General features: G+C 51.8%; 11 protein-coding genes. 9 read left to right on the top strand and 2 right to left on the bottom strand.

Annotated features, from left to right (window positions below):
* The first annotated feature begins 17 nt into the window (after window positions 1-17).
* From KF749_13175 to KF749_13135, 9 genes are all read left to right on the top strand, one after another.
* Complete coding sequence (locus tag KF749_13175; protein MBX2992103.1) at window positions 18-1706, top strand: hypothetical protein; 1689 nt, start codon at window positions 18-20, stop codon at window positions 1704-1706.
* 17 nt (window positions 1707-1723) lie between these two features.
* The gene (locus KF749_13170) at window positions 1724-2689 is read left to right on the top strand and encodes an ABC transporter permease (GenBank protein ID MBX2992102.1); all 966 of its coding nucleotides are present in this window, start codon (window positions 1724-1726) and stop codon (window positions 2687-2689) included.
* Complete coding sequence (locus tag KF749_13165; protein MBX2992101.1) at window positions 2689-3903, top strand: ABC transporter permease; 1215 nt, start codon at window positions 2689-2691, stop codon at window positions 3901-3903. The genes KF749_13170 and KF749_13165 overlap by 1 nt, the downstream gene beginning before the upstream one ends.
* Window positions 3900-7592, top strand: a complete 3693-nt coding sequence (locus KF749_13160) for a tetratricopeptide repeat protein (GenBank protein ID MBX2992100.1) — start codon at window positions 3900-3902, stop codon at window positions 7590-7592. The genes KF749_13165 and KF749_13160 overlap by 4 nt, the downstream gene beginning before the upstream one ends.
* A 10-nt stretch (window positions 7593-7602) precedes the next feature.
* Entirely contained in the window at window positions 7603-9024 is a 1422-nt protein-coding gene (locus KF749_13155) for a sigma-54-dependent Fis family transcriptional regulator (protein ID MBX2992099.1), read from the top strand.
* Between the two features lie 606 nt (window positions 9025-9630).
* Window positions 9631-10977: a HAMP domain-containing histidine kinase gene (locus KF749_13150; protein ID MBX2992098.1), complete on the top strand. Its 1347-nt coding sequence runs from the start codon at window positions 9631-9633 to the stop codon at window positions 10975-10977.
* Complete coding sequence (locus tag KF749_13145) at window positions 10946-11737, top strand: serine/threonine-protein phosphatase (GenBank protein ID MBX2992097.1); 792 nt, start codon at window positions 10946-10948, stop codon at window positions 11735-11737. The genes KF749_13150 and KF749_13145 overlap by 32 nt, the downstream gene beginning before the upstream one ends.
* Window positions 11738-12129: 392 nt before the next feature.
* Window positions 12130-13326 (top strand): tetratricopeptide repeat protein, encoded by a 1197-nt coding sequence (locus tag KF749_13140; protein ID MBX2992096.1) that lies wholly within the window; start codon window positions 12130-12132, stop codon window positions 13324-13326.
* On the top strand, window positions 13298-14590 hold the full coding sequence (locus KF749_13135; GenBank protein ID MBX2992095.1) for a GAF domain-containing protein: 1293 nt from the start codon (window positions 13298-13300) through the stop codon (window positions 14588-14590). Before KF749_13140 ends, KF749_13135 begins: the two co-directional genes overlap by 29 nt.
* A 19-nt stretch (window positions 14591-14609) precedes the next feature.
* On the opposite strand, the gene KF749_13130 is transcribed toward KF749_13135, so the two are convergent.
* Both KF749_13130 and KF749_13125 read right to left on the bottom strand, forming a co-directional pair.
* Window positions 14610-15377, bottom strand: coding sequence for a hypothetical protein (locus tag KF749_13130; GenBank protein MBX2992094.1), 768 nt, complete (start codon window positions 15375-15377; stop codon window positions 14610-14612).
* A gap of 411 nt (window positions 15378-15788) precedes the next feature.
* Window positions 15789-19895 carry a VCBS repeat-containing protein gene (locus KF749_13125; protein MBX2992093.1) on the bottom strand — a complete coding sequence of 1369 codons (4107 nt, stop codon included), beginning with the start codon at window positions 19893-19895 and terminating at the stop codon, window positions 15789-15791.
* Window positions 19896-20211 lie beyond the last annotated feature (316 nt).

Raw genomic sequence — 20211 nt, 5'->3', positions numbered from 1 at the left:
TTTTTTGCGTTCAGGGGATGTGTAAGAACATTGTTGTATTGCAGCTATCGTCGTTTTTGTCGATAGTTGCGGTTTCTATTACTGTCGGGGGATGCGGTACGCAAGATCGTGAGCGTACCGCAGTCACCGTCGCTATCGAAGGCGACATCGACACATTCAATCCGCTTTTCGCCCGGGAGATAGTTGCCGGCGAAATCAACGATCTTCTCTTCCCCCGCCTTATCCACCCCGAATTCAACGCTTCACAAGGGTCACTGGAATTCACACCGTATCTTGCCAAGTCATGGGAGTTCAGTAGCAATCAGCGCGATGTGACATTTCACCTTCGAACTGATTTTCGATGGTCGGACAGCGTTGCGGTGACAGCCCGCGACGTACAGTTCTCCTTTGAATTGTACGGTGACACGATTGTTGCGAGCGTACGCCAAAGTGCCGTGCAGAACTTCCGGCGAACGAACGGCAAGCTCGAAGTTGCCAAGAGCATGAGTGTGCTGACTGATTCCACGATCGTGTTTCATTTCGAACAAGCGCGTCCGGGACAGTTGTTTGATGTAGGACTCCCGATCGTTCCCTCACATATCTTCAGCGGCATTCCGAGGAAAGAAATCCGTACAAGTGCGCACAACAAGACTCCAACAACAGCCGGCCCGTTTGCAATAGCCCGATGGAATCCGTTGCAAGAAGTCGTTCTTGAGCCAACCACATTCCCCATTGAACCATTCACACCGAAGTTGGCTCAACTGGTGTTCAAGATCTTGCCTGACTACAGGACACGAGTTGAGCAGTTGAAATCCGGTGAGGTTGATATCGTATCGGGCTTGCGTCTTGAAGAAGCCGAGTTGCCCTCGCAATATCCATCCATCAAAATCATCTCTACTGTCGGTCGGGATTATGATTTTATCGGATGGAATAACATCGATCCCGAAACATACACAAAAGCGGCGGGGCGTGAAATCAGGCCGCATCCGTTGTTCGGCTCATCCCGGGTTCGGAGGGCGCTCACAATGGCGATCAACCGGCGTGAAATTGTGCGAGCATATCTTGGCGAGCACGGACAGGAAGCTATCGGCGGCGTGTCGCCGCTGTTCCGATGGGCATACAACGATACACTACAGCCGCTGCCGTTCGATAAGGCAGAGGCAGCGAATATTCTGGAGAAGGAGGGATGGAGAGATTCCGATGGTGACGGGATTCTCGACAAACGCGGAGTGAAGTTTATGTTCACGTTGAAGCTGGCTTCGGGCAACCAACTTCGCAACCTGATGGCTACAGTCATTCAACAACAGTTGAAGGAGGTGAAGATTGAAATGAAGATTGAACAGGTGGAACGCGGCACGTTCTGGAGTAATCTGATGCAGCGATCGTATGACGCGTGGTTTGCCGGATTCAGCGTTCCACTGCAGATGCAATTGGATGATCTGTGGGGTTCCGACCTGAGGAAATATCCGTTCAATCTTGCAGGTTTCCGACATCCGCGCGTTGATGCCATCCTTGCGGACGTACGGTCGCTGTCCGACGAAACGGAGGGGGCTCATTTATGGAAAGAGTTTCAAGCGATCGTGTACGATGAGCAGCCGTACACCTTCCTGTTCTGGATCAACAACATCACCGGTGTGCGCACCCGGGTGCAAGGAACACACATTGGCATTCTCGGAACGACTCACAATGCATGGGAGTGGCGCGTTGAGACCCCACAAACCCGATAGTCGCTAGCGGAATAACCTTGGCGTCACTTTTCTACTACGTTCTCAGACGTATTCTCGAAGCAGTTCCCCTCATTCTCGGCCTGGTGACAATCGTGTTCTTCCTTTCCCGGTTGCTGCCCGGCAGTGTGACGGATGCGCTTCTCTCCCCATCTATTCCGGAATCCGTCAGGGATCAATTGCAAAGGCAATTCGGGCTGGACCGGCCTCTGCTCGAACAATACGGGCTTTGGCTCGGCTCGGTTATTACCGGCGATCTGGGAATGTCATTGACACGGCACGCGCCGGTTGCTGAAATAATCGGGGAAGTGTTTCCGAACACTATTCTTCTTGCCGGTGCTGCGTTGTTTCTTGAAGTAGTGTTGGGCATATCGCTTGCGGCCGCGACGTTCTTTTCAAAGCGGGAACGGGTAGGGATGGTTCTCACAAACGCGCTGCTGGTTGCATATGCGCTGCCATCGTTTTGGGTCGGCATTATGTTGCTCGTTGTTTTTTCATACGGACTCGGCGTTTTTCCATCATCCCAGATGTTCACATCAGGGCAAGCCGGATCGGTACCCGATATTCTGCATCATCTTGTATTGCCGGCGTGCACCGCGGCCATCCCCGCCGCTGCCGGGCTGGCGCGGTACCTACAAAGTAACGTGTCCTCCGTGATGCAGCAACCGTATGTGCTTCATGCTCGAAGTATGGGACTGTCGCAAGGTAGAATCTTCGGTATGTACGTTTTGCCGAATGCAATTACGCCGATTGTGTCGCTTATAGGAATTGAGATCGGGATTTTGCTGTCCGGCGTTATGGTGACGGAGGTTTTGTTTTCGTGGCCCGGGATGGGGCAGTTGACTGTTGCGGCGATTTACGCGCGTGATTATCCCCTCATACTGGGGTGTACGCTTGTCGCCGGAATTGTCGTGATTGCCGGTAATATGCTTGCCGACATCCTTAATGCATGCATCGACCCGCGGTTGCGGATCGGGGGATCATAATGAGACGAATCACGCTACTCGGTGCCGGTCTTGTCATCTATCTCCTTCTGTCATGGAGAAAGATTGATGAGATTGTGGCGAGTGTCGTTTCGTTGTGTTCGTATAGCCTCCTGACTCTTTCGGAACTGACATCTCCGGCAACGTATTGGAGACACGATATCTGGGAGTTTTGGCTTGCTGCGGTTGTATGGCTTGGCGGCGGAGTATATGTTGTGTGGAAAATCCGGCAGCACTTCAAAGGTCAGTTGGTTGCTCAGGAGCGGATGTCAGGCCCTGTAGGTTTTCTGGCGATTCTGGCTTTTATTGCTGTTTGCGCCCCCTTTGTGACACTATTCGGCCCGAACAAACAGGGGGATCTCGTTACGACACGGTTGCTTGGTCCGTTGAGCCGGGGCGCCCTTGTACACACAGTTCCGCAAGATGCGGAAATGGTGGAGCTGAGTCCACTCCGACGATTATATGAACAATCAAATAACATAGTGCTGCAACAGAACATCTCCTTCAACGCTGCGTCCAACAATGAACTGATGGAACCATTTGCGACGGAAGCGAGACCTATGCGATTTCTTTTCGGGACTGATGATGTCGGGCGGGATGTTTTCAGTCGCGTTGTGTTCGGCACCCGGGTGTCGTTGGGGATCGGGCTATGTGCTGCAATTGGTTCTCTTCTGATCGGTGTCGCCATCGGCTTCCTGGCTGGATACACGAATCCTCTGCTTGACACTCTCCTGATGCGTCTGACTGACCTTATGCTTTCCATTCCAAGCATTTTTCTGGTTGTTGCCGTGATGGCATTTTTGGGGACATCAATCACATCTCTCATCATCCTCCTTTCCCTCACTGGGTGGATGGGGATAGCCCGAACGGTTCGAACCGAGGTACTGCGATTACGTGAGAAGGAATTCATCCTCGCGGCAAAACTCCTACATCAATCGAATTGGAATATACTCCGGAAACACATCCTCCCGAATCTGAAACCCATTCTCGTCGTTGCCGCCACCCTCCAGTTCGGCAGTGCCGTCTTGGCGGAGGCCTCGTTGAGTTTTCTGGGGCTCGGCATTCAACCGCCGACCGCAAGTTGGGGGAACATGTTGTGGCAAGCAGTGAGTTCTCTACATTCCGGATGGTGGCTTGGATTCTTCCCGGGAGCGTTGCTTGCCGCTGTATTGATTGCGCTTCACTATGCCGTGAAAGACGGGGTGAGGCAGGCATGACGATCAACTTCCGGTACACCGTTCTTGAAAGATTAGGTGTCGGTGGAAGCGGAGAGGTTTTTCTGGTGGAAGACACCTGCCGGAAGAATCAACAGATGGCAATGAAAATTCTCCATCGCTCAGGGGAATCCGATACGGAGGCCGATGAAGTCTTCAAGAATGAAGTATCGGCGCTGCTTGCCCTTTCGCACCCAAATCTGATCCGGATATTCGACTTCGGCACGATACGTCACGCGGACGAGGCCATTCTTCAGAGACGGTTCTTCACGATGGAATTGTTGAATGGTGTCGATACGCTCGCATGGCTTGGGTTCAATGATGACAAAAAGGAATCACAACTTGAACTCCTTCTGCTCCAGGCCTTAAGCGTTCTCTCGTACATCCATCGTGAAGGCATTGTTCACTTCGATATCAAGCCGCAGAATCTTGTGGTTGTCGATGAAGGCAAATTGGCGGCGGGGCCGTTGCTCAAATTGGCCGACTTTGGCTTTAGCAAGAAGAAAGAGGAGACGCTTGACATTTCCGTCCGGGGGACACTGGAGTACACGGCGCCGGAATGCCTCAAGGGCGAGGAATGCGACCATCGGCTGGACTTGTATTCGCTGGGAGCCACATTCTTTCACTTGCTTGAAGGACACCCCCCGTTTGAAGCAGGAACCCCGGTGGAACTGGCCAAACGTGTTCTTTCCGAGGAACCTCACTTTGCATCCGGGGTTGGAAAAACCCGCACGCGAGAAGTCATTCTGGGACTTATGCAGAAGCTTCCCTCCCGCAGGTTTGCCACTGCGGAAGAGGCCGCACGAAAGCTCAGTTCGTCAATGCAGAACGGGGTCGAGTTGTATGAATTATATTTCGGCCTTGCGCGATCGTCCCGTTTTGTCGGCCGCCGTCAGGAACTTGCAACGATTCAGCGTGCTTTCTCAGCACTGGGGATTGACGGAGAAGCGCCTTCCCGCTTAGCCATCAGCGTGACGGGACCGGAGGGGATCGGGAAAACTTCTGTGATCAGAGAATCTCTGAAGCATGCACGATCCTCCGGTTTGACAGTATACGAAATCAACCCGATTCGTTCGGATGTTCCCTTCGACAGCATATCTGAAATTCTTCAGCCCCTCATTGCGGACATTCGTTCCTTCTCGGAACCAGGGAGAATGGTATTCGAGAGATTCGATCAACTGATTGGTTTAGGTGCGGAACCCGCGCATCGTTTTGAAAAGTGGGGTGGAAGGAAGGATGAGATTGCCGAGCTTCTGGCACGATTTCTTGTTGCTTGCTCGGATGTATTTCCCTTTGCCGTAGCAATTGATAACGCGCAACTTCTCGATGATGCGTCGGTACAAGTCGTACGCACAACCATTCGCAACGCAGTAAAGGGGAGGGTTTTCGTACTTGCCGCGGAAACCGCTGAAAGGGCAACAGTTTTTCCGCCGACGATTGCTGAAGAGCTTCACTTGGGTGAATTGACTGCTGAGGAGATTGCCGAGATAAGTCAGTCGGTTCTCGGGCAAACTCCCGTAGTCCGTTCAATCAGTTCCTTGCTCAATACTTTGTATGGCGGCACGCCGGCCGTCGTGGTGGAGGCGCTCAACGCCGTGCTGTCAATGGTTCCGGCCGACGCGCTGACACAGCCCGACATGGGGAAGGAATTTGTTTCCGGATTGGAGACGAAACTCCCGCGAACGATAGATGCCTTCCTCCTTGCTCGTTTCAACAAACTGAGCCGTGAGAGGCAGCTAGTACTCAGCATTCTTGCATGTTTCCAATTTCCGGTGAAAGAGAATATCCTCGCCGGACTTCTTCCCTTTCACCCGCAACGCATGTCGGAACACCTTCGGTTTCTGCATCTCGATGAATTTATTACGAGTTCCGAACAGCGTGTCTTCATAAGAATGAAGAGACTGAAAGATGCAATCTACGAACGGATTCAGGATGAGAAACCTGAACTGCACTCGCTGATCTCGGCAACGCTGGAACGTGATAAGGAAAGTTCCGGGGGATTTGAAGGACTGCAGGAACTCGCCTTCCAGTTTTCCGGATGCGGCAAGTACATGCAATCATTCTCCTGTTACGAGCGGGCTGCCGACGAAGGAATGAAGTTGTTTGCTCTTCAGCGTTCACTGCAATTGTATTGTAGTGCCATAGACCTTGCAAAGGCAAACCGGCATGTTCGTGGTGAAGTAGCCGTTCAGGCAAAGTTGGCCTTGGCACTCTACGAAACTGGTTCATATCGGGAAGCGATCGCGTTATGTCGGGAACTTGAGGATAGTACGGCTCTTCTGCCCCCCGAGAGAGCCAAGCTTTCCAAGGTAATGGGATTTTCAGCATCCCGGCTTGGAGAAAATGATCTTGCTCAGGAACTTCTGAGCGCCGCCCTGCGCGCCACAACCGACAAAGCGGAACAGCTTGAACTGCGGCAGGAGTTGGTCGGACTTGAGATTGCTACGGGTCGATTTGCGGAAGCTGAAAAGGATTGCTTGCAGCAACTCGGGGAAACCGCCGGATTGGAATCAAACCGGCTGAAAGGCGACATCTATACCAACCTCGGGATTGCAACCTTTTATCAGGAACGCTTCGATGATGCTGTAGAGTGCTTCAGTGAGGCGATGAAACAGTATGAATCGACGGGGGAAAGAACGCAGGTGATCAACTCGATGAACAACATTGGTAATGTTCTGAGCAGGAAAGGCGACACCGAGCGGGCCATTGAGTTTTGGCACCGGGCACTAAAGGCAAGTGAGGATTTCGGCACAATGCATCAGCAAGCCTTGATTCACAATAACCTCGGGATTGCGCATTATAGCCTCAGGAAATACGGCGCTGCAAAACAGTATTACGATAAGGCACGTTCACAATACCAACGGATTGATTCGATGGCAGGTCTCGCGTTGGTAATCGCGAATCTCGGAGAAGTATCGCTTGCCGAAGGTGAATATGAGAAGGCTGTTTCCTTTTTCGACGAATCCCGAGGTTTGGCCGAAGTAATGGAAAACATGTACCACCACGTATATAGCTTGTTGTACGGTGTACAGGCCCTTCTTGCTCTCGGCGTACTTGATGTTGCAGAGGCGAGGCTCGAGGAAGCAAAACTCTTAATTGAGAATGAAGGCCAGCGGATGTTCTTTGCGCGCTACCGGCTTCTTCAAGGGTTGCGTCACTATCTTGGCGGGAGGCATGGCGAAGCCTGCGTGGCTTTCCGGGATGCAATGCAGGTATCAAGTGAGGAAAAGGCAAATGACATACTCTGGCAATCCCAATTGCGATTAGCCGAGTGTTTGAACAAATTGGAAAAAAACGACGAGGCGATTTCACTCGCCAACGGGATACTTTGTGAACAAGAGGTACGCCGTCATCCGCGCTACCTCGCCGAGGCCAATTTTATCCTTGGTATCTGCGCCGGTTCGACGCACGCCGAAGGGCTCGAAAAGCCGATTGTCCTGTTCAAGCGGGGAATGGATATCCTTGCGAAAGAACCTGTCACAGAAATAACATGGAAGCTGGCGTACGCGCTGGCAGGGGAGTACTTCAACCGCGGGCAGCGCGATCGTGCGAAGGAGTATTTCATCAAGACGAGACTTATTGTGCAGTTCTTTCTTTCTCATATTTCATCCGACAAGTTGAAGTCCAGTTACCTTGCGATTGATCAAAAAGACCGGGTCCTTGCAACAATAGACTCGATCGTCAAAACCTGAGGAAACAGACGTGCCCACAAAAAAAGACCGGTTTACGATATTGCTTTGCGGCCGCAAAGAAATGATGGCAGATGTACGCCGTCTGATCACTCCAGCCGAAGATGTTCATCTTCAGTTTGCATCCTCGCCATCGTTTCTGGTCGGCAGGGCGTTGTTTAATGTGCCAAGGCTTGTCCTCATTGATGTCACGCGTGATAGTCTTACGTTGCGATCGTCGTTGAAGGAATTCTGTTCAGAGATCCCCGATGTGCCGATTGTCGCCATCGCTCAAGAGCCGGATCACAGTTTTGCGGTTGATTTGGTAAAACTCGGTGTTTCCGCGTATTTCATAGTGCCGGATGAGCACAGAAAAATCCGTGATGAGCTCAACCTCCTCTACAACGACTGGCAGGCAAAGAAGCAAAAAAGCCGCTTTGTCGAGATTCAGCAGGAGGTGTACGACTTTCGTTCGATTATCGGTTCATCGCCGCTTCTGAAGCAAACCATCGAGCGGGCCCGGAAAGTTATCAAGAATAATGCACGAACAATCCTGATTACCGGCGAAACCGGAACGGGAAAGGAGCTCTTTGCACGCGCAATCCATTACAACAGCGCGAACAGAAACGGCCCGTTCGTCGACATTGCATGCAGCGCTCTTCCCGAAACATTGCTTGAAGCCGAGCTATTCGGTTTCGAAAAGGGGGCGTTCACAGATGCCAAGGAGCGAAAGATCGGGCTGTTTGAGCTTGCCGGTGAGGGGACGATTTTTCTGGATGAGATAGGAGATATCTCCCCCGCCATTCAGTCCAAGCTTCTCAAAGTCATTGAGGACAGGACAATGCGGAGAGTTGGAGGAATACGCGACGTGTCCGTGCGTGCCCGGATCATTGCCGCAACAAGTGCCGATCTGTCCGCAAAAATCCGGGCAAATGAATTCCGGAAGGATTTGTATCATCGCTTGAAAATACTGCCGTTGGAATTGCCGAGCCTTGCCGAACGCATGGAGGATGTTCCACTTCTCGCGGAAGCATTCCTCAAGTCTTTCAATCACACATACACCAAGAAGATCAAGGGCATAGCTCCGAAAGCCATGCACCTTCTCATGCAGCATTCTTGGGAAGGAAATGTGCGTGAGCTCAAACACGCAATTGAACGGGCTGTTCTGTTGGAAGAAGGTGACTGGCTCACTGAAGACGATTTTGATTTTGAGGACCGGACAATACGTCCACCGAAGAAACGCATCGTCAGCGGATCAAGCGATGCGCTCCCGACCATGACTATGGAGACTCTCATGCTCCTCGTTCCCCTTGATCAAGCCTCGGCAAAGGAAGTTCAAGCGATGCTCGCTAAAAAGGTGCTTGAATATGCCGGCGGAAACAAGCTGAAAGCGGCGCGTATACTGAAGGTGTCACGCCCCCGACTTGACCGCATCCTGCGTAGCGCTAAACAATGAAACTGTCAGCAGTGCCGATCGATTCAAACGGGCAATTAGAAGTCGATTGTAGAAAATTCCTTCCTCTTTTAACAAAGTCTGTTTATGACTCAATGTCGGCACTTAGGTCGCATATCCTCAATGGACATAGTTGATTTCTGAGTTCGTGTAAAGTCTGATGTGACCAGCAGTTATCGTCACCCCTTTCCTCTCTTACCCTACTACCTCGTCTCACCCCTATTGTGGCATACAGATGGTGACGCTAATAGTCATTGTTGAGGTGTGAAATGAACATCCCCCTTGCGCCTCGTTTTGTGCTTTTTCCCCCGAGAAACTAAACGTTGCTTCAAAAGCTGTGGGTCGGTTTCATTGATGTTCCGGCAGTAACAATGTTCCGTGGTTGTACATCCGCTGACCCCCGGAGAGCATGTTACCGGGCGAGATACATTCGTTTCCAGAAGCTATAACAAAAAGTGACTATTCATAACCACAAATGTGGAGAGGAATTGACCCAATTGATGTGTCCCTTGCGCGGAGCAGAAATGGCATGTGATAGTTGCCTGTTTCCCGTGGACGAATCTAAGCACCGATGTGGACTTCAACGATGCACAGTAATGAGGCGTCACTATGAATCTTGACGATTTAATGCGGCAGAGCCTTACGGTTGAAGCGCCGGTTGATGTGATTGATCCGCCGCTACGCTCGACCGTCCGCGATATTGAGACGATCCTCAATATCGTTCGGAAGATCAACACCTCTCTTGAACTGAATGAAGTGCTTGAGCTTGTTACCGATGAAGCGATCAGGCTCGCAATGGCCGAGCGCGGGTTTTTGATGCTGGCGAATAACGATGGTAAACTCGAATTCGTTATCGGCAGGAATGCCAAGGGCGAATCGATACGAGCCGAGAGTTTTCAGGTGAGTTCCAGTGTGCTCGACGACGTGTTTGCCACCGGCGAATCGTTGTGTATTGAGAATGCCTTGAATGATGAGCGGTTCGAGAGGCGACAAAGCATCATGAATCTTGAGTTGCAGACGATCATCTGCAGCCCCTTGCAGACCCATGACCAGAAAATCGGTGTCATCTATGTGGATAGCAAGTTCATTCAGGCTGTCGAGAAGGACGAAATCCTGAGCGTATTTGAGATCCTTGCCGGGCAGGCTGCCATTGCGATCAACAATGCCCGTCTGTATGACAACGTCAAACGGACGTATGAAGAACTGAAGCAAGCGAACCAATACATCATCCAGTCCGAACGCATGGCGATGAAGGGAGAACTTGCGGCCGAAGTAAGCCATGAATTAAAGAATCTCGTTGCAGTCGTGTTGCTGAACCTCGAACTGATGCAACGCAAATCGGGCAATGTTTCAATTGATGAGATTAGCGGATTGATAGAGAAGACCATCACGGGCGCACGCAAGATTGAGGGGTTTTCAAAGAGCCTTCTGAACAGGCGTCCGAGCACATCGAAACTTGTGCCCGGCAGTCTGAATAAGGTCGCCTCTGATTTTGTCGAATTTGTCATGTTTTTGCCCAAATTCAAACGGAACAGCATTGAAGCCGTTCTGGGTGATCAGATACCGGCCGTTGATCTTGATACCGATCAGATTCAACAGGTACTTCTCAACCTCGTAAATAACAGTGTCGAAGCCGATCAGTTTGCAGCAATCACGTTGCAGACGGAATACGATGCCGCCATGAATGTAGTACGCCTTCTGGTCAGAGACAACGGCCCCGGTATAGACGAATCAATTCTTGACCGTCTGTTTGCAGAGAAAATCACAACGAAAGTCGATGGCCACGGCTACGGACTTCCAATCTGCAAGCAGATTATTGAAGGGCATGGAGGGACGATCTCAGTTCAATCAAAAAAAGGGGAAGGGGTAGTGTTCATCATCTCGCTCCCGCTTTCACAACACAAACCGGATTATGCTGATTCTCATGTTGAATTCAACACATGTCATAGCCAGTGAAAAACAGTCTGTCGTTCAATTCGTTTGCACAAGCGAGAAAGGCCCTGTTCGTGATCGTAACGAGGATAGTCTGGCCGTTGTCAACTTCTCAGATCAGGGTTTGCCTGAAAAAGGAACCCTTCTGATAGTTGCAGATGGTATGGGGGGGATGGAAGCCGGTGAACATGCAAGCGCGATGGTCACTACGTTGCTGCCCTGGATTTATCTTGAGAACGCAAACCCGAATCCGCAGGAGTCTCTTTCTGAGTCGATTGTCGAGATGAACCGCCTCGTGTATGAGGAGGGGAGGAGGACGTACGAAGAAAAGGGTTTCGGTACAACGACTGTGGCTGCTCTGATTGTCGGCAGTGCCCTTGTCGTTATCAACGTAGGCGATAGCCGGGCATACTTGTTTCGGAACGGCACGCTGAAATTGCTCAGTCGCGATCATGCAATGGATAGCATGTACTTCAACCCGTTCAGCCCAAGTGTACGCAACCTGTCGCATGTCCTTACACAAGCCATAGGTCCGCAAAGGATTGTCCAGCCGCATCTCTATTGCGGCAATATTGCAGCGGGAGATACTCTCGTTCTTTGCTCTGATGGTCTGACGTCTGCCGTTTCTGATATGGAGATTCAGAATACTCTCAACACCACCGGCTTCGATCTGGTAGCGGAGAAACTCATTCACCAAGCCGAAGCAAATCACAGTGACGATAACATCTCGGTTGTTGCAGCAAGACTGGTTACGTCTGAAGTCTTGAAAATGGAGAAGGACTAGATCAGGATCGTCCATACCTCCTCAGGTAGAACATTGGTGTAACACTTTGACGTCGGAGGATGTAACATTCTGTTGCATCTACGTGCCAATCTGGATCATAACGTAACAATCGGTTCCCTTCCCATTGACTCACATAGTGAAATATTGTCGATTTTAAGGCAGTTTTCTGCGAGTTACCCTTCTTCGATAATACTGGCATATTGCTTGTAAGTGATTTGCTTCGCAAGAGGGGGATCGGAAGGTTAAGTCATTTGTTCCGATCCCCGTTTGTCTCAGATTTCCGAGCATAGAAATCTGCCCCCCCGAGAGCCTCTGCCACTCAGTGCTTGAGTGAAAAGTTCATTACATCGGTGTTGCTTTGCTAGGCATGAATAACTGTGTCGGCCACGGGAATGATACCAAGATCGGCAAGGACTGATTCACTAATACGCAGTACAGGCACCCCTCTCGAGGGATCGGATCTGCCCGGCCTGCAAGAAGCGCTACGGGGGAACTCCGGTCTGCTCAACAGGTTTCTCACACTGTCGAGTGAATCGATGGAGAAGGGTGATCTTTTCAGGCTTGTCATTTCCATCGGGAATTATTGTAGGGATTTCGGGGATTACTCACGGGCTGAGGAATTGTACACTTTGGGGTTGGACCAGTGGTCAAGCGGGTGTCCCCTCGGGCTTCTTGCCGAAGCGTTATTACAAAGGGGGGATGTGTACAGAGCGCAAGGTAAATGGCGCGAAGCAACTGCAGACTTTGAATGCGGAAGAAGAATCTACCTGCAACTCAACGTACCTGTTGCGGTAGGGAGGGTGGAGAACATTTTGGGTTTGAGCTATGCGTTGAGGGGAAAAATCAAACGGGCAAAGTCATATATCAAGCATGCACTGCAATCATTCGAGCACTTTAACGAGGTGGTCGATTCCGGCATCGCTCAGATGAATCTTGGGGTCGTGTCCAATCTGCTCGGTGATTACGATGCCGCTCTAAGCTCCTACCAACGTGCCAGGTCCCACTTCGAAGAGGTAGGCGACCCGGCACGGCTGGCTTTGCTGCATTACAGGATGGGCATGACGTTTCTCGCAAAGTGTTCGTTCGGGGATGCAACACGCCAATTCGACCGAACAGCATCACTTGGAAAGAAGGCCGGCAGTCCAACATTCCAGGGACTTGCGAATCTGGGAAGAGCAAATATTCTCTTTGCATTGGGAGATGTGAAGGCATCGTTGAAATTTGCAAACCACGCGCGTGAGGCGCTTTCAACCCATGACCACAGAATACATGCCGCCGACCTGTTTCTGCTGAAAGGCAAGATTTATCGGAGTGAGAAACGCTTTGAACTTGCTGAATGGTATTTCCACACAAGCCTGTCGATCAATCAGGCATTAGAAAACCAGTATGGAGTTGCAGAGTGTTACCGGCAACTTGGCGCTTTGTACGCGTGCAGCAACAAGAATGGCGAAGCACGTGTGGTATTGGAAAAAAGCCTCAGGACCTTCCGGACCATAGGGGCTTTGCATGATGCAGAGAGCGTGTTGTCAGAACTTACCACAATGGGGGGATATTCAATCCATGAAACTCGAGGAACTCATCAAGAGTGATCGTGGTGTCCGCCACGAAAGTGATGAAGCCGGGGATAATGCGCAGACGAGGGTTCACGATCTGGAAATGATCCTGAACGTTGTGCGCAAGATCAACAGTTCGCTTGAACTCTCACAGGTACTGGAACACGTAACGGATGAGGCGATACGTATTGTGAAGGCCGATCGCGGCTTTCTTATGCTCACAAACGAAGCGGGCGAACTTGCCTATGTTATTGGGCGCAATGCACGCGGGGAATCACTGCAAGCCGAAAATATCCAAGTCAGTTCCAGCGTGCTGGAGGATGTGTACAAAACCGGCGAGTCCATTTGCATCGAAAGTGCCCTGACAGATCAACGGTTCGAAAGTCGCAAAAGCATCCTGAATCTTGCGTTGCAGACAATTATCTGCAGCCTTCTTAAGACCCAGGAAGAGAAGATTGGAGTACTGTATGTGGACAGCAAGCACATTCAATCGGTTGACAAAGGCGAAATTCTCTCATTGTTTGAAATCCTCGTCGGGCAGGCTGCCATTGCCATTCGCAACGCGCAACTCTATGCCAATCTCAAGGAGGCATATGAGGATTTAAGGCAGGCGCATATGCACATTATTCAGTCTGAACGGATGGCTATGAAAGGGGAATTGGCCTCGGAAGTAAGTCACGAACTGAAGAACCTTGTTTCAGTTGTGCTGCTCAGTTTACAACGCTTACGTATGCGCATTGGCTCGGTAACGCCCGATGAGTTAAGCGGCATTATTGAAAATGCAATCGGCGGTGTACGGAAAATTGAAAAATTCTCGACAAATCTCCTCAGTCGTCCTCACTCTGCCGTAAATCTCGCGGCTCGGTGCCTGAACAAAATTACATCCGACTTTGCAGATTTTATGAGGTTCATTCCCAAATTCAGGTCCAACAAGATTTCGTGTTCGTTGGCGGAGAACGTCCCGCTCCTGAACCTGGACATCGATCAGATTCAGCAAGTTCTGCTGAATCTGGTCAACAACATCGTGGAAGCCCGCGCCGATGCGGACATCAGGTTTGCTACTGAAGTCAACCTGACGAACCGTGTCGCTATTCTCAAGGTCGAAGATAGCGGCCCTGGTATTGACGAATCCATCCGGCCAAAATTATTCGCGGAAAAGGTGACGACAAAGGTCGATGGTCACGGATACGGATTACTTGTCTGCCGTCAGATTGTGGAAAACCATGGCGGGAGCATAAGTGTAGACTCGCGAAAAGGTGAAGGCACTACGTTTACACTTACTTTTCCATTGCCGGACTGAAGGGCGCCGGCCCGGACTGCTACGGAAGGAAGAGGCCCTCAACAAATCCAATATGCCATCCCAGAAACAGGCCGAAAGCAACGCCGATCACGCCTGCTATTCCCCGAACAACAATATTGAATATCCGTGAACGGGCTGCTGAGAGCATGAACGGAAGTCCGATGGCCGTGCTCATCAACACCATTCCCCCGATCGATCCAATCCCAAACACAGCAACATAACCTATAGCCAGCTGTGTAGATGAGATTGTGGCGAGCACGACAAGCATCAGAGCTGCACTTCCGGCCATTCCATGAACTATACCGATAAGAATTGACCTCTTGCCCGCTGAAACGTGCGACAGAATTCGCTGTAACAGAGTGCTTGAGGGGCTTTCATGATGCGACGCGTCCATCTCATGAGAGTGATCTGCAATATGCGGGTGTGTGTGAGGATGGATGTGCGTCCTTCCGTGGTGGGTATGTGCATGCACATGAAGCGTATCGCCTCGAACGAGTTTTATCAGAACATTGATGCCGAGGATAATGAGCATTGCTGCGACGCCCAATTCCAGCAACAGAGCGACATTCTCCGGTATTTGCACACCAAGGGTAATCACGAATGAGCCCACGATCATCAATGCGATAGTGTGTCCGAAACCCCAGAGAGCCCCGACTATTGACGATTGGAGAATCCCTTTTCCGTCGCTTACCATAGTCGTAATGGCGACTAAATGGTCCGCGTCGAGGGCATGTTTAAGGCCGAGAAAGAAACCGAGGCCAAGAATGGTAACGACTTCTGTATGCATTTACGCTGGTGAAATGTCTTACTTGGTAAATGTATGGTTACTCCGTTGAATATTCCACCATTTTCTGTCTTCCGGTCTCGTTTCTGAATTTTCCACGCTGTATCTCGGCCAGGAGATTGAGTCTCTTGTAAACGGAGGGCCGCCGCCTAAGATCGTTGAAGGCAACGGCCCGGGTTCCACCACTAACTTTCAGTTGATACGTATCGAAGCGTCCCTTCCTGCGTTTTCGCCGTAGGTTGAACGGGTTCGAGGTCTGTCAACCACCCGATGGAGAACCCAGAAACAGCAATCGTGTAGCGCAAGTTCACTCGAACCCCTGTGTCCGTTTCGGCGTGCGTTCATCCGCTGCGACGGGCTGACGACCCTGATCCCCCTCAGATCCGTCGCAAAAGAGCGTGAGGACAAATGTCTTTATTTCAACAAGAGAAGTTTCCGGGTCTGGACGAAACCTCCGGCATGCAGCCGGTAGATGTACGCTCCGCTCGGCAAACCTCCAGCGTTGAACTGCACTTGATACGTACCCGCGTCCATCCTTTCGCTGACGAGAGTTCTTACCTCCTGACCAAGAATGTTGTAGAGCGTTAATGTTACAAAGTTCGTGTGCGGGAGAGCGAACTCGATTGTGGTGCTTGGATTGAAGGGATTGGGGTAGTTTTGCTCGAGTGCAAACGAACGAGGCAAATTGTCTTCCGTCCCCACCGTCGTCGGACCGCCGATAACGAACTCTCCCGTTGCAGTCTCGCTTCCGGCATAGGCCGCATCAATCGCGCGCAACGCCCACCGGTATTGGCCTTGCGGCAAGCCGGTCAGCAGCCATTCCGTGCCGGCGCTGACGTTACCGGGTTGCGGAAGACTCCGGGGAAGCGCAATCGGCACGCCGTTCCGGAAAAGCTGCAGATCGTATGTAAGCGCCACGCTCGGCGTGTGGTCATCGCTTGAAGCCGTCCACGTCAGTGTCACGGTAAGGCTGTCGTGCATCGCAGCGCCGAGATTTGTCGGCCGTGAAGGTGGGGCATTCTGTCCGGGCGCATCATTTCGGTACACATGCATTTGTGCTTCCACGAGCCCATTTCCGCCCGGTACGAAATACTGTCCTGCAATGAAATAGTCCAGATCGCCGTCACCATCAAGGTCAAACCAAGAGAAGGTGCCGCCGCGATCGCCGCTTGCCCGTGGCGCAGGCAACGTACCCCCTGTATCGGCAAACACGCCGCCTGTATTGAGGTACACCCTCGCGCGGCCGTCGATTTGAGAGCCCGGGTTGTATGTCCCGGCCAGAAGAATGTCCATATCTCCGTCGTTGTCGTAATCCGCCCATGTTGCGGCGGTCATATCGAACCACCCCTCGCAGGGAATACAGGGAATGACATCCAGTGAGTCATACGTGTCATTCGTGTTCCGGTAAATGCGGAGAGCACGGGCTGTGTAGGTTCCGCCGACTTCCTTGAGGTTTCCTGCAACAAGAATATCGAGATCACCGTCGGCATCGTAATCGCCCCATTGAGCTTCGCCATGTTCAATCGTCAGTGGGCCGAGAACATCTTCGGCAACAAACACTCCGTTCCCGTCATTCCTGTAACGGCGGATGAAGCCGTAGTCCGTTAAAGGGGCAATATTGACGAGAAGTAGATCAAGATCCAAGTCGCCGTCGAAGTCAGCCCACATGCTTTGCGCGTGAGTAGTCGGGGCGAAAACGGAATCGGTTTCGGTAAAAATCCAGCCGCCCGTCCCGTTCGGGCCGTCGTTGCGCATCAGTGCGGTGCGGTATCTTCCGGCTTCAAATACCGAAGGGATGAGGAGGTCGAGGTCGCCGTCGTTATCGTAGTCAGCAAGCGTGATGGAACGGAGATCGAAATCGGCCTGGTCGTTATACTCCCAATAAGGGGGAAGTTCCGTGTCTGTAAGAACGAGCGTACCTGCATCGTTGCGGAAGATTACAGTCTGGCCATCGGTGCCAACTACAAGGTCCTGGTCGCCATCGCCGTCAACGTCACCCCAGGCAAGGTCAGATGAACCGGCTGTGAGATTTCCGAGCGGCACGCTGATATGTGTGAAAGCCCAGCGGCCCTCTGTTCCCAAACCGTCGTTCCGCAGCAATATCAGACGATCCTCCACACTTTGATTGTAGATGACGTACCAGCCGAGAACTGCAATGTCCATATCGCCATCACCATCAAAGTCGGCCGGCGCGGTGGTAATCACCCAGAAATCTTCGTCTTGGTTAGTAACGAAGAGTGAGTCAAGTGGCGTCACTTCGGTAAAGTTGCCGAACGTTCCTCCCGGATTGGGCTGCACAACCACGATGCGTCCTCTGCTGCCGGTTGCACTGTCGTCGTCCGTTACCGTCAGGCGGACGATATAGGAATTCGGATCTGTAAATGTGTGTGTGGGATGTCGTTCCGTTGATGTTGTCCCATCACCGAATTGCCAAAACCAACCGATGACAATCCCGTCGGGATCGACACTTGTGTCGGTGAATTGTACCGTCATCCCCGAAGTAATGAAGGTAAACGACGCCTCAGGCGGCCGGTTTAATGGCGGCGGCGGCGGTCCTGCGAAGTATTCAATATATCCCTGATCTCCCACCACCCATGCGCTCCCGGAGGGGCTTGCCGCAATTGCGGCGAACGAGCCGAATCCTGCCGAGCCGATGTTCAGCACTGCCCAATTATGGCCGCCTGTGGCGGTGTAGTAAGCGGCGTTTGTGTTTGTGCTGAGCCAGAATTCATTCGGGCCGAGAAGGTGAATGTCGGTGAAATTATCGGTGCTGTTCGGCATGGGCAATGCCTGCCAGGTACTTCCTCCGTCTTCGGTACGAAATGCCCGGCCCCACGCCCCGACTGCATAACCGATGTTTTCATCAAAGAAGTCCATATCTCCGATAAGAAGGGGAGACTCCGGAAGGTCCCCCTGAATCCAGGTTCCCCCGCTATTGGTGCTCCGGTAGAAGCGTCCGCCGACATTTGCCGCCCAAATGTTCGATCCTTCTACATCAACGGCAACATAGCCGCCGAGGAAATCGGGAACGGGCGTCCAGGTCGTGCCGCCGTTTGTTGTATGGTACAATGCCCCCGTACTGAAACTCTGCCCGATAACCCAGCCGTCGAGGAGTGTTGTGAAACGAACATCCCGTGCTGCCGATAGATTCGATGGCTTTGCCGGCGCAGCCATCCAAGTAGCGCCCGCGTCGGAGCTTTTGTATACCTGACCCGATTGGTCGACAACGACAGCGTCAGTCGCGTTGATGATATCGATCGCCGCAATATCAAGTTGCGTAAACGATTCGCGGAGAATCCAAGGCGAGATACCGTTGCTTGTGAGGAGTGTACCATTCTCACCAACGGCAATCATATTTCCGTCAGGAAATCGGGCAATATCTTGGAGGGCATTGCCCGTTCCGCTCGAAATCTGAAACCAAGTTGCACCACCGTCTGTTGTTTTGATGACGAAGCCCGCACCGTAACCGAAAAAGCCCGTCTGTGCATTAGCAAAAGCGAGCGTTGCGCTGCTCAGAAAGCTCGGCGACGGACCGGGAGATGTGAATGTCTGTACCCAATTCAATCCTGCATCACCGGAGCGGAACATATTTCCGTTGTAGTCAGAGGCAACAACATTCTGCGGATCAACTGCAGCGATGGCGAACACGCCGGCCGGCACTACCTCGCCGAGATCAGTCCACGTTTGTCCTGCATCTGTGGATCGGAGAATGCGGTCATCATAATTTGGGAAGCCGCCTGTTCGACCCCACGCAAGTACGACGTCAGTCGAAACACGCAAGAGACGTGTTCTCCCAATAGATGCTGCACCGGGTGTCCATGATACACCGACGTTGGTTGACCTGATAAACCCGCCGCCGCCGACACCAACCGCGACTGTGCCCGAAAGAAACACAACATCTCTCGCCGGGCCGATGTGGACGAGCGAAAATGTTGTTCCGCCGTTGGTAGTTCTAAAGACCATGCTGTCAGCGACCCCAACGCCAATCTGGTCATCGGCGAAGTCGAATGCTGACATACCATTCGGCGAAGGGTTCCATGAATTGCCACCATCGGTGCTGATGTAGCCGCCGCCGTTCCCCGTCGCCAGGCCGAAAGTCGAAGTATAGAACTTCATAAAATAGGTCGAGCCGAGAAACGGAAGCTGGGTCCAGGTCGTTCCGCCGTCGGTTGTTCTGTAGTTCTCGTTCCCGTATGCCCATCCATTTTGCGAGTCGAGAAAGAAGAGTCCGTTAAGCGGATTGGCAAGGCTCACAGGGATGTCCCGCTGAATCCACGCCGTACCGCCGTCCGATGACTCGAACAGGGCACCGCCATTGTCGAAGAAGTTATCATCCGTTGCGATGAACACCCGTTGGGGCGTTGGGGCACCAACGCCTCGCACATCGAGGTGGGTCGGGACCGGACTTTGAGTAGTCCACTGAGCGACTGCTGCATTCATGAGAATGGTTGCCATGACAACGATAAGCCCGTGCCGTGTCGCGAAATGTGAATAGCGGAGCAAATTACGCAATGCTATCATGATACCTCCGATAGAAAGAAATGTGATTGTATGTGAAATTCATATCTTCAAATTCCGGGCATTGATGTGTCGTGCCCGTATGTATCCGTATCATGATGCCGGACAACAGAATTGGATTATCGATTCCGAAAGGGTAGTGGGGCCGGCATTCGTAACACATCACGTGTTATGCCAAACCGTAGATGCCAAAATGGCTCAGCAAATCCTACAGAAGCCGGTAGAAAAGCGGTAGATTATCAGATATTCGAAAAAGAGGATAGAAGGTGTGAGACAAAGTTGCCCCACCCGATGCGCGCAGAATTAGCACGTCCTTCCA

It is taken from the genome of Bacteroidota bacterium, assembly GCA_019637975.1.
Taxonomy (GTDB): domain Bacteria; phylum Bacteroidota; class Ignavibacteria; order UBA10030; family UBA6906; genus CAADGV01.
This window is presented reverse-complemented; position numbering and strand designations above follow the sequence as displayed.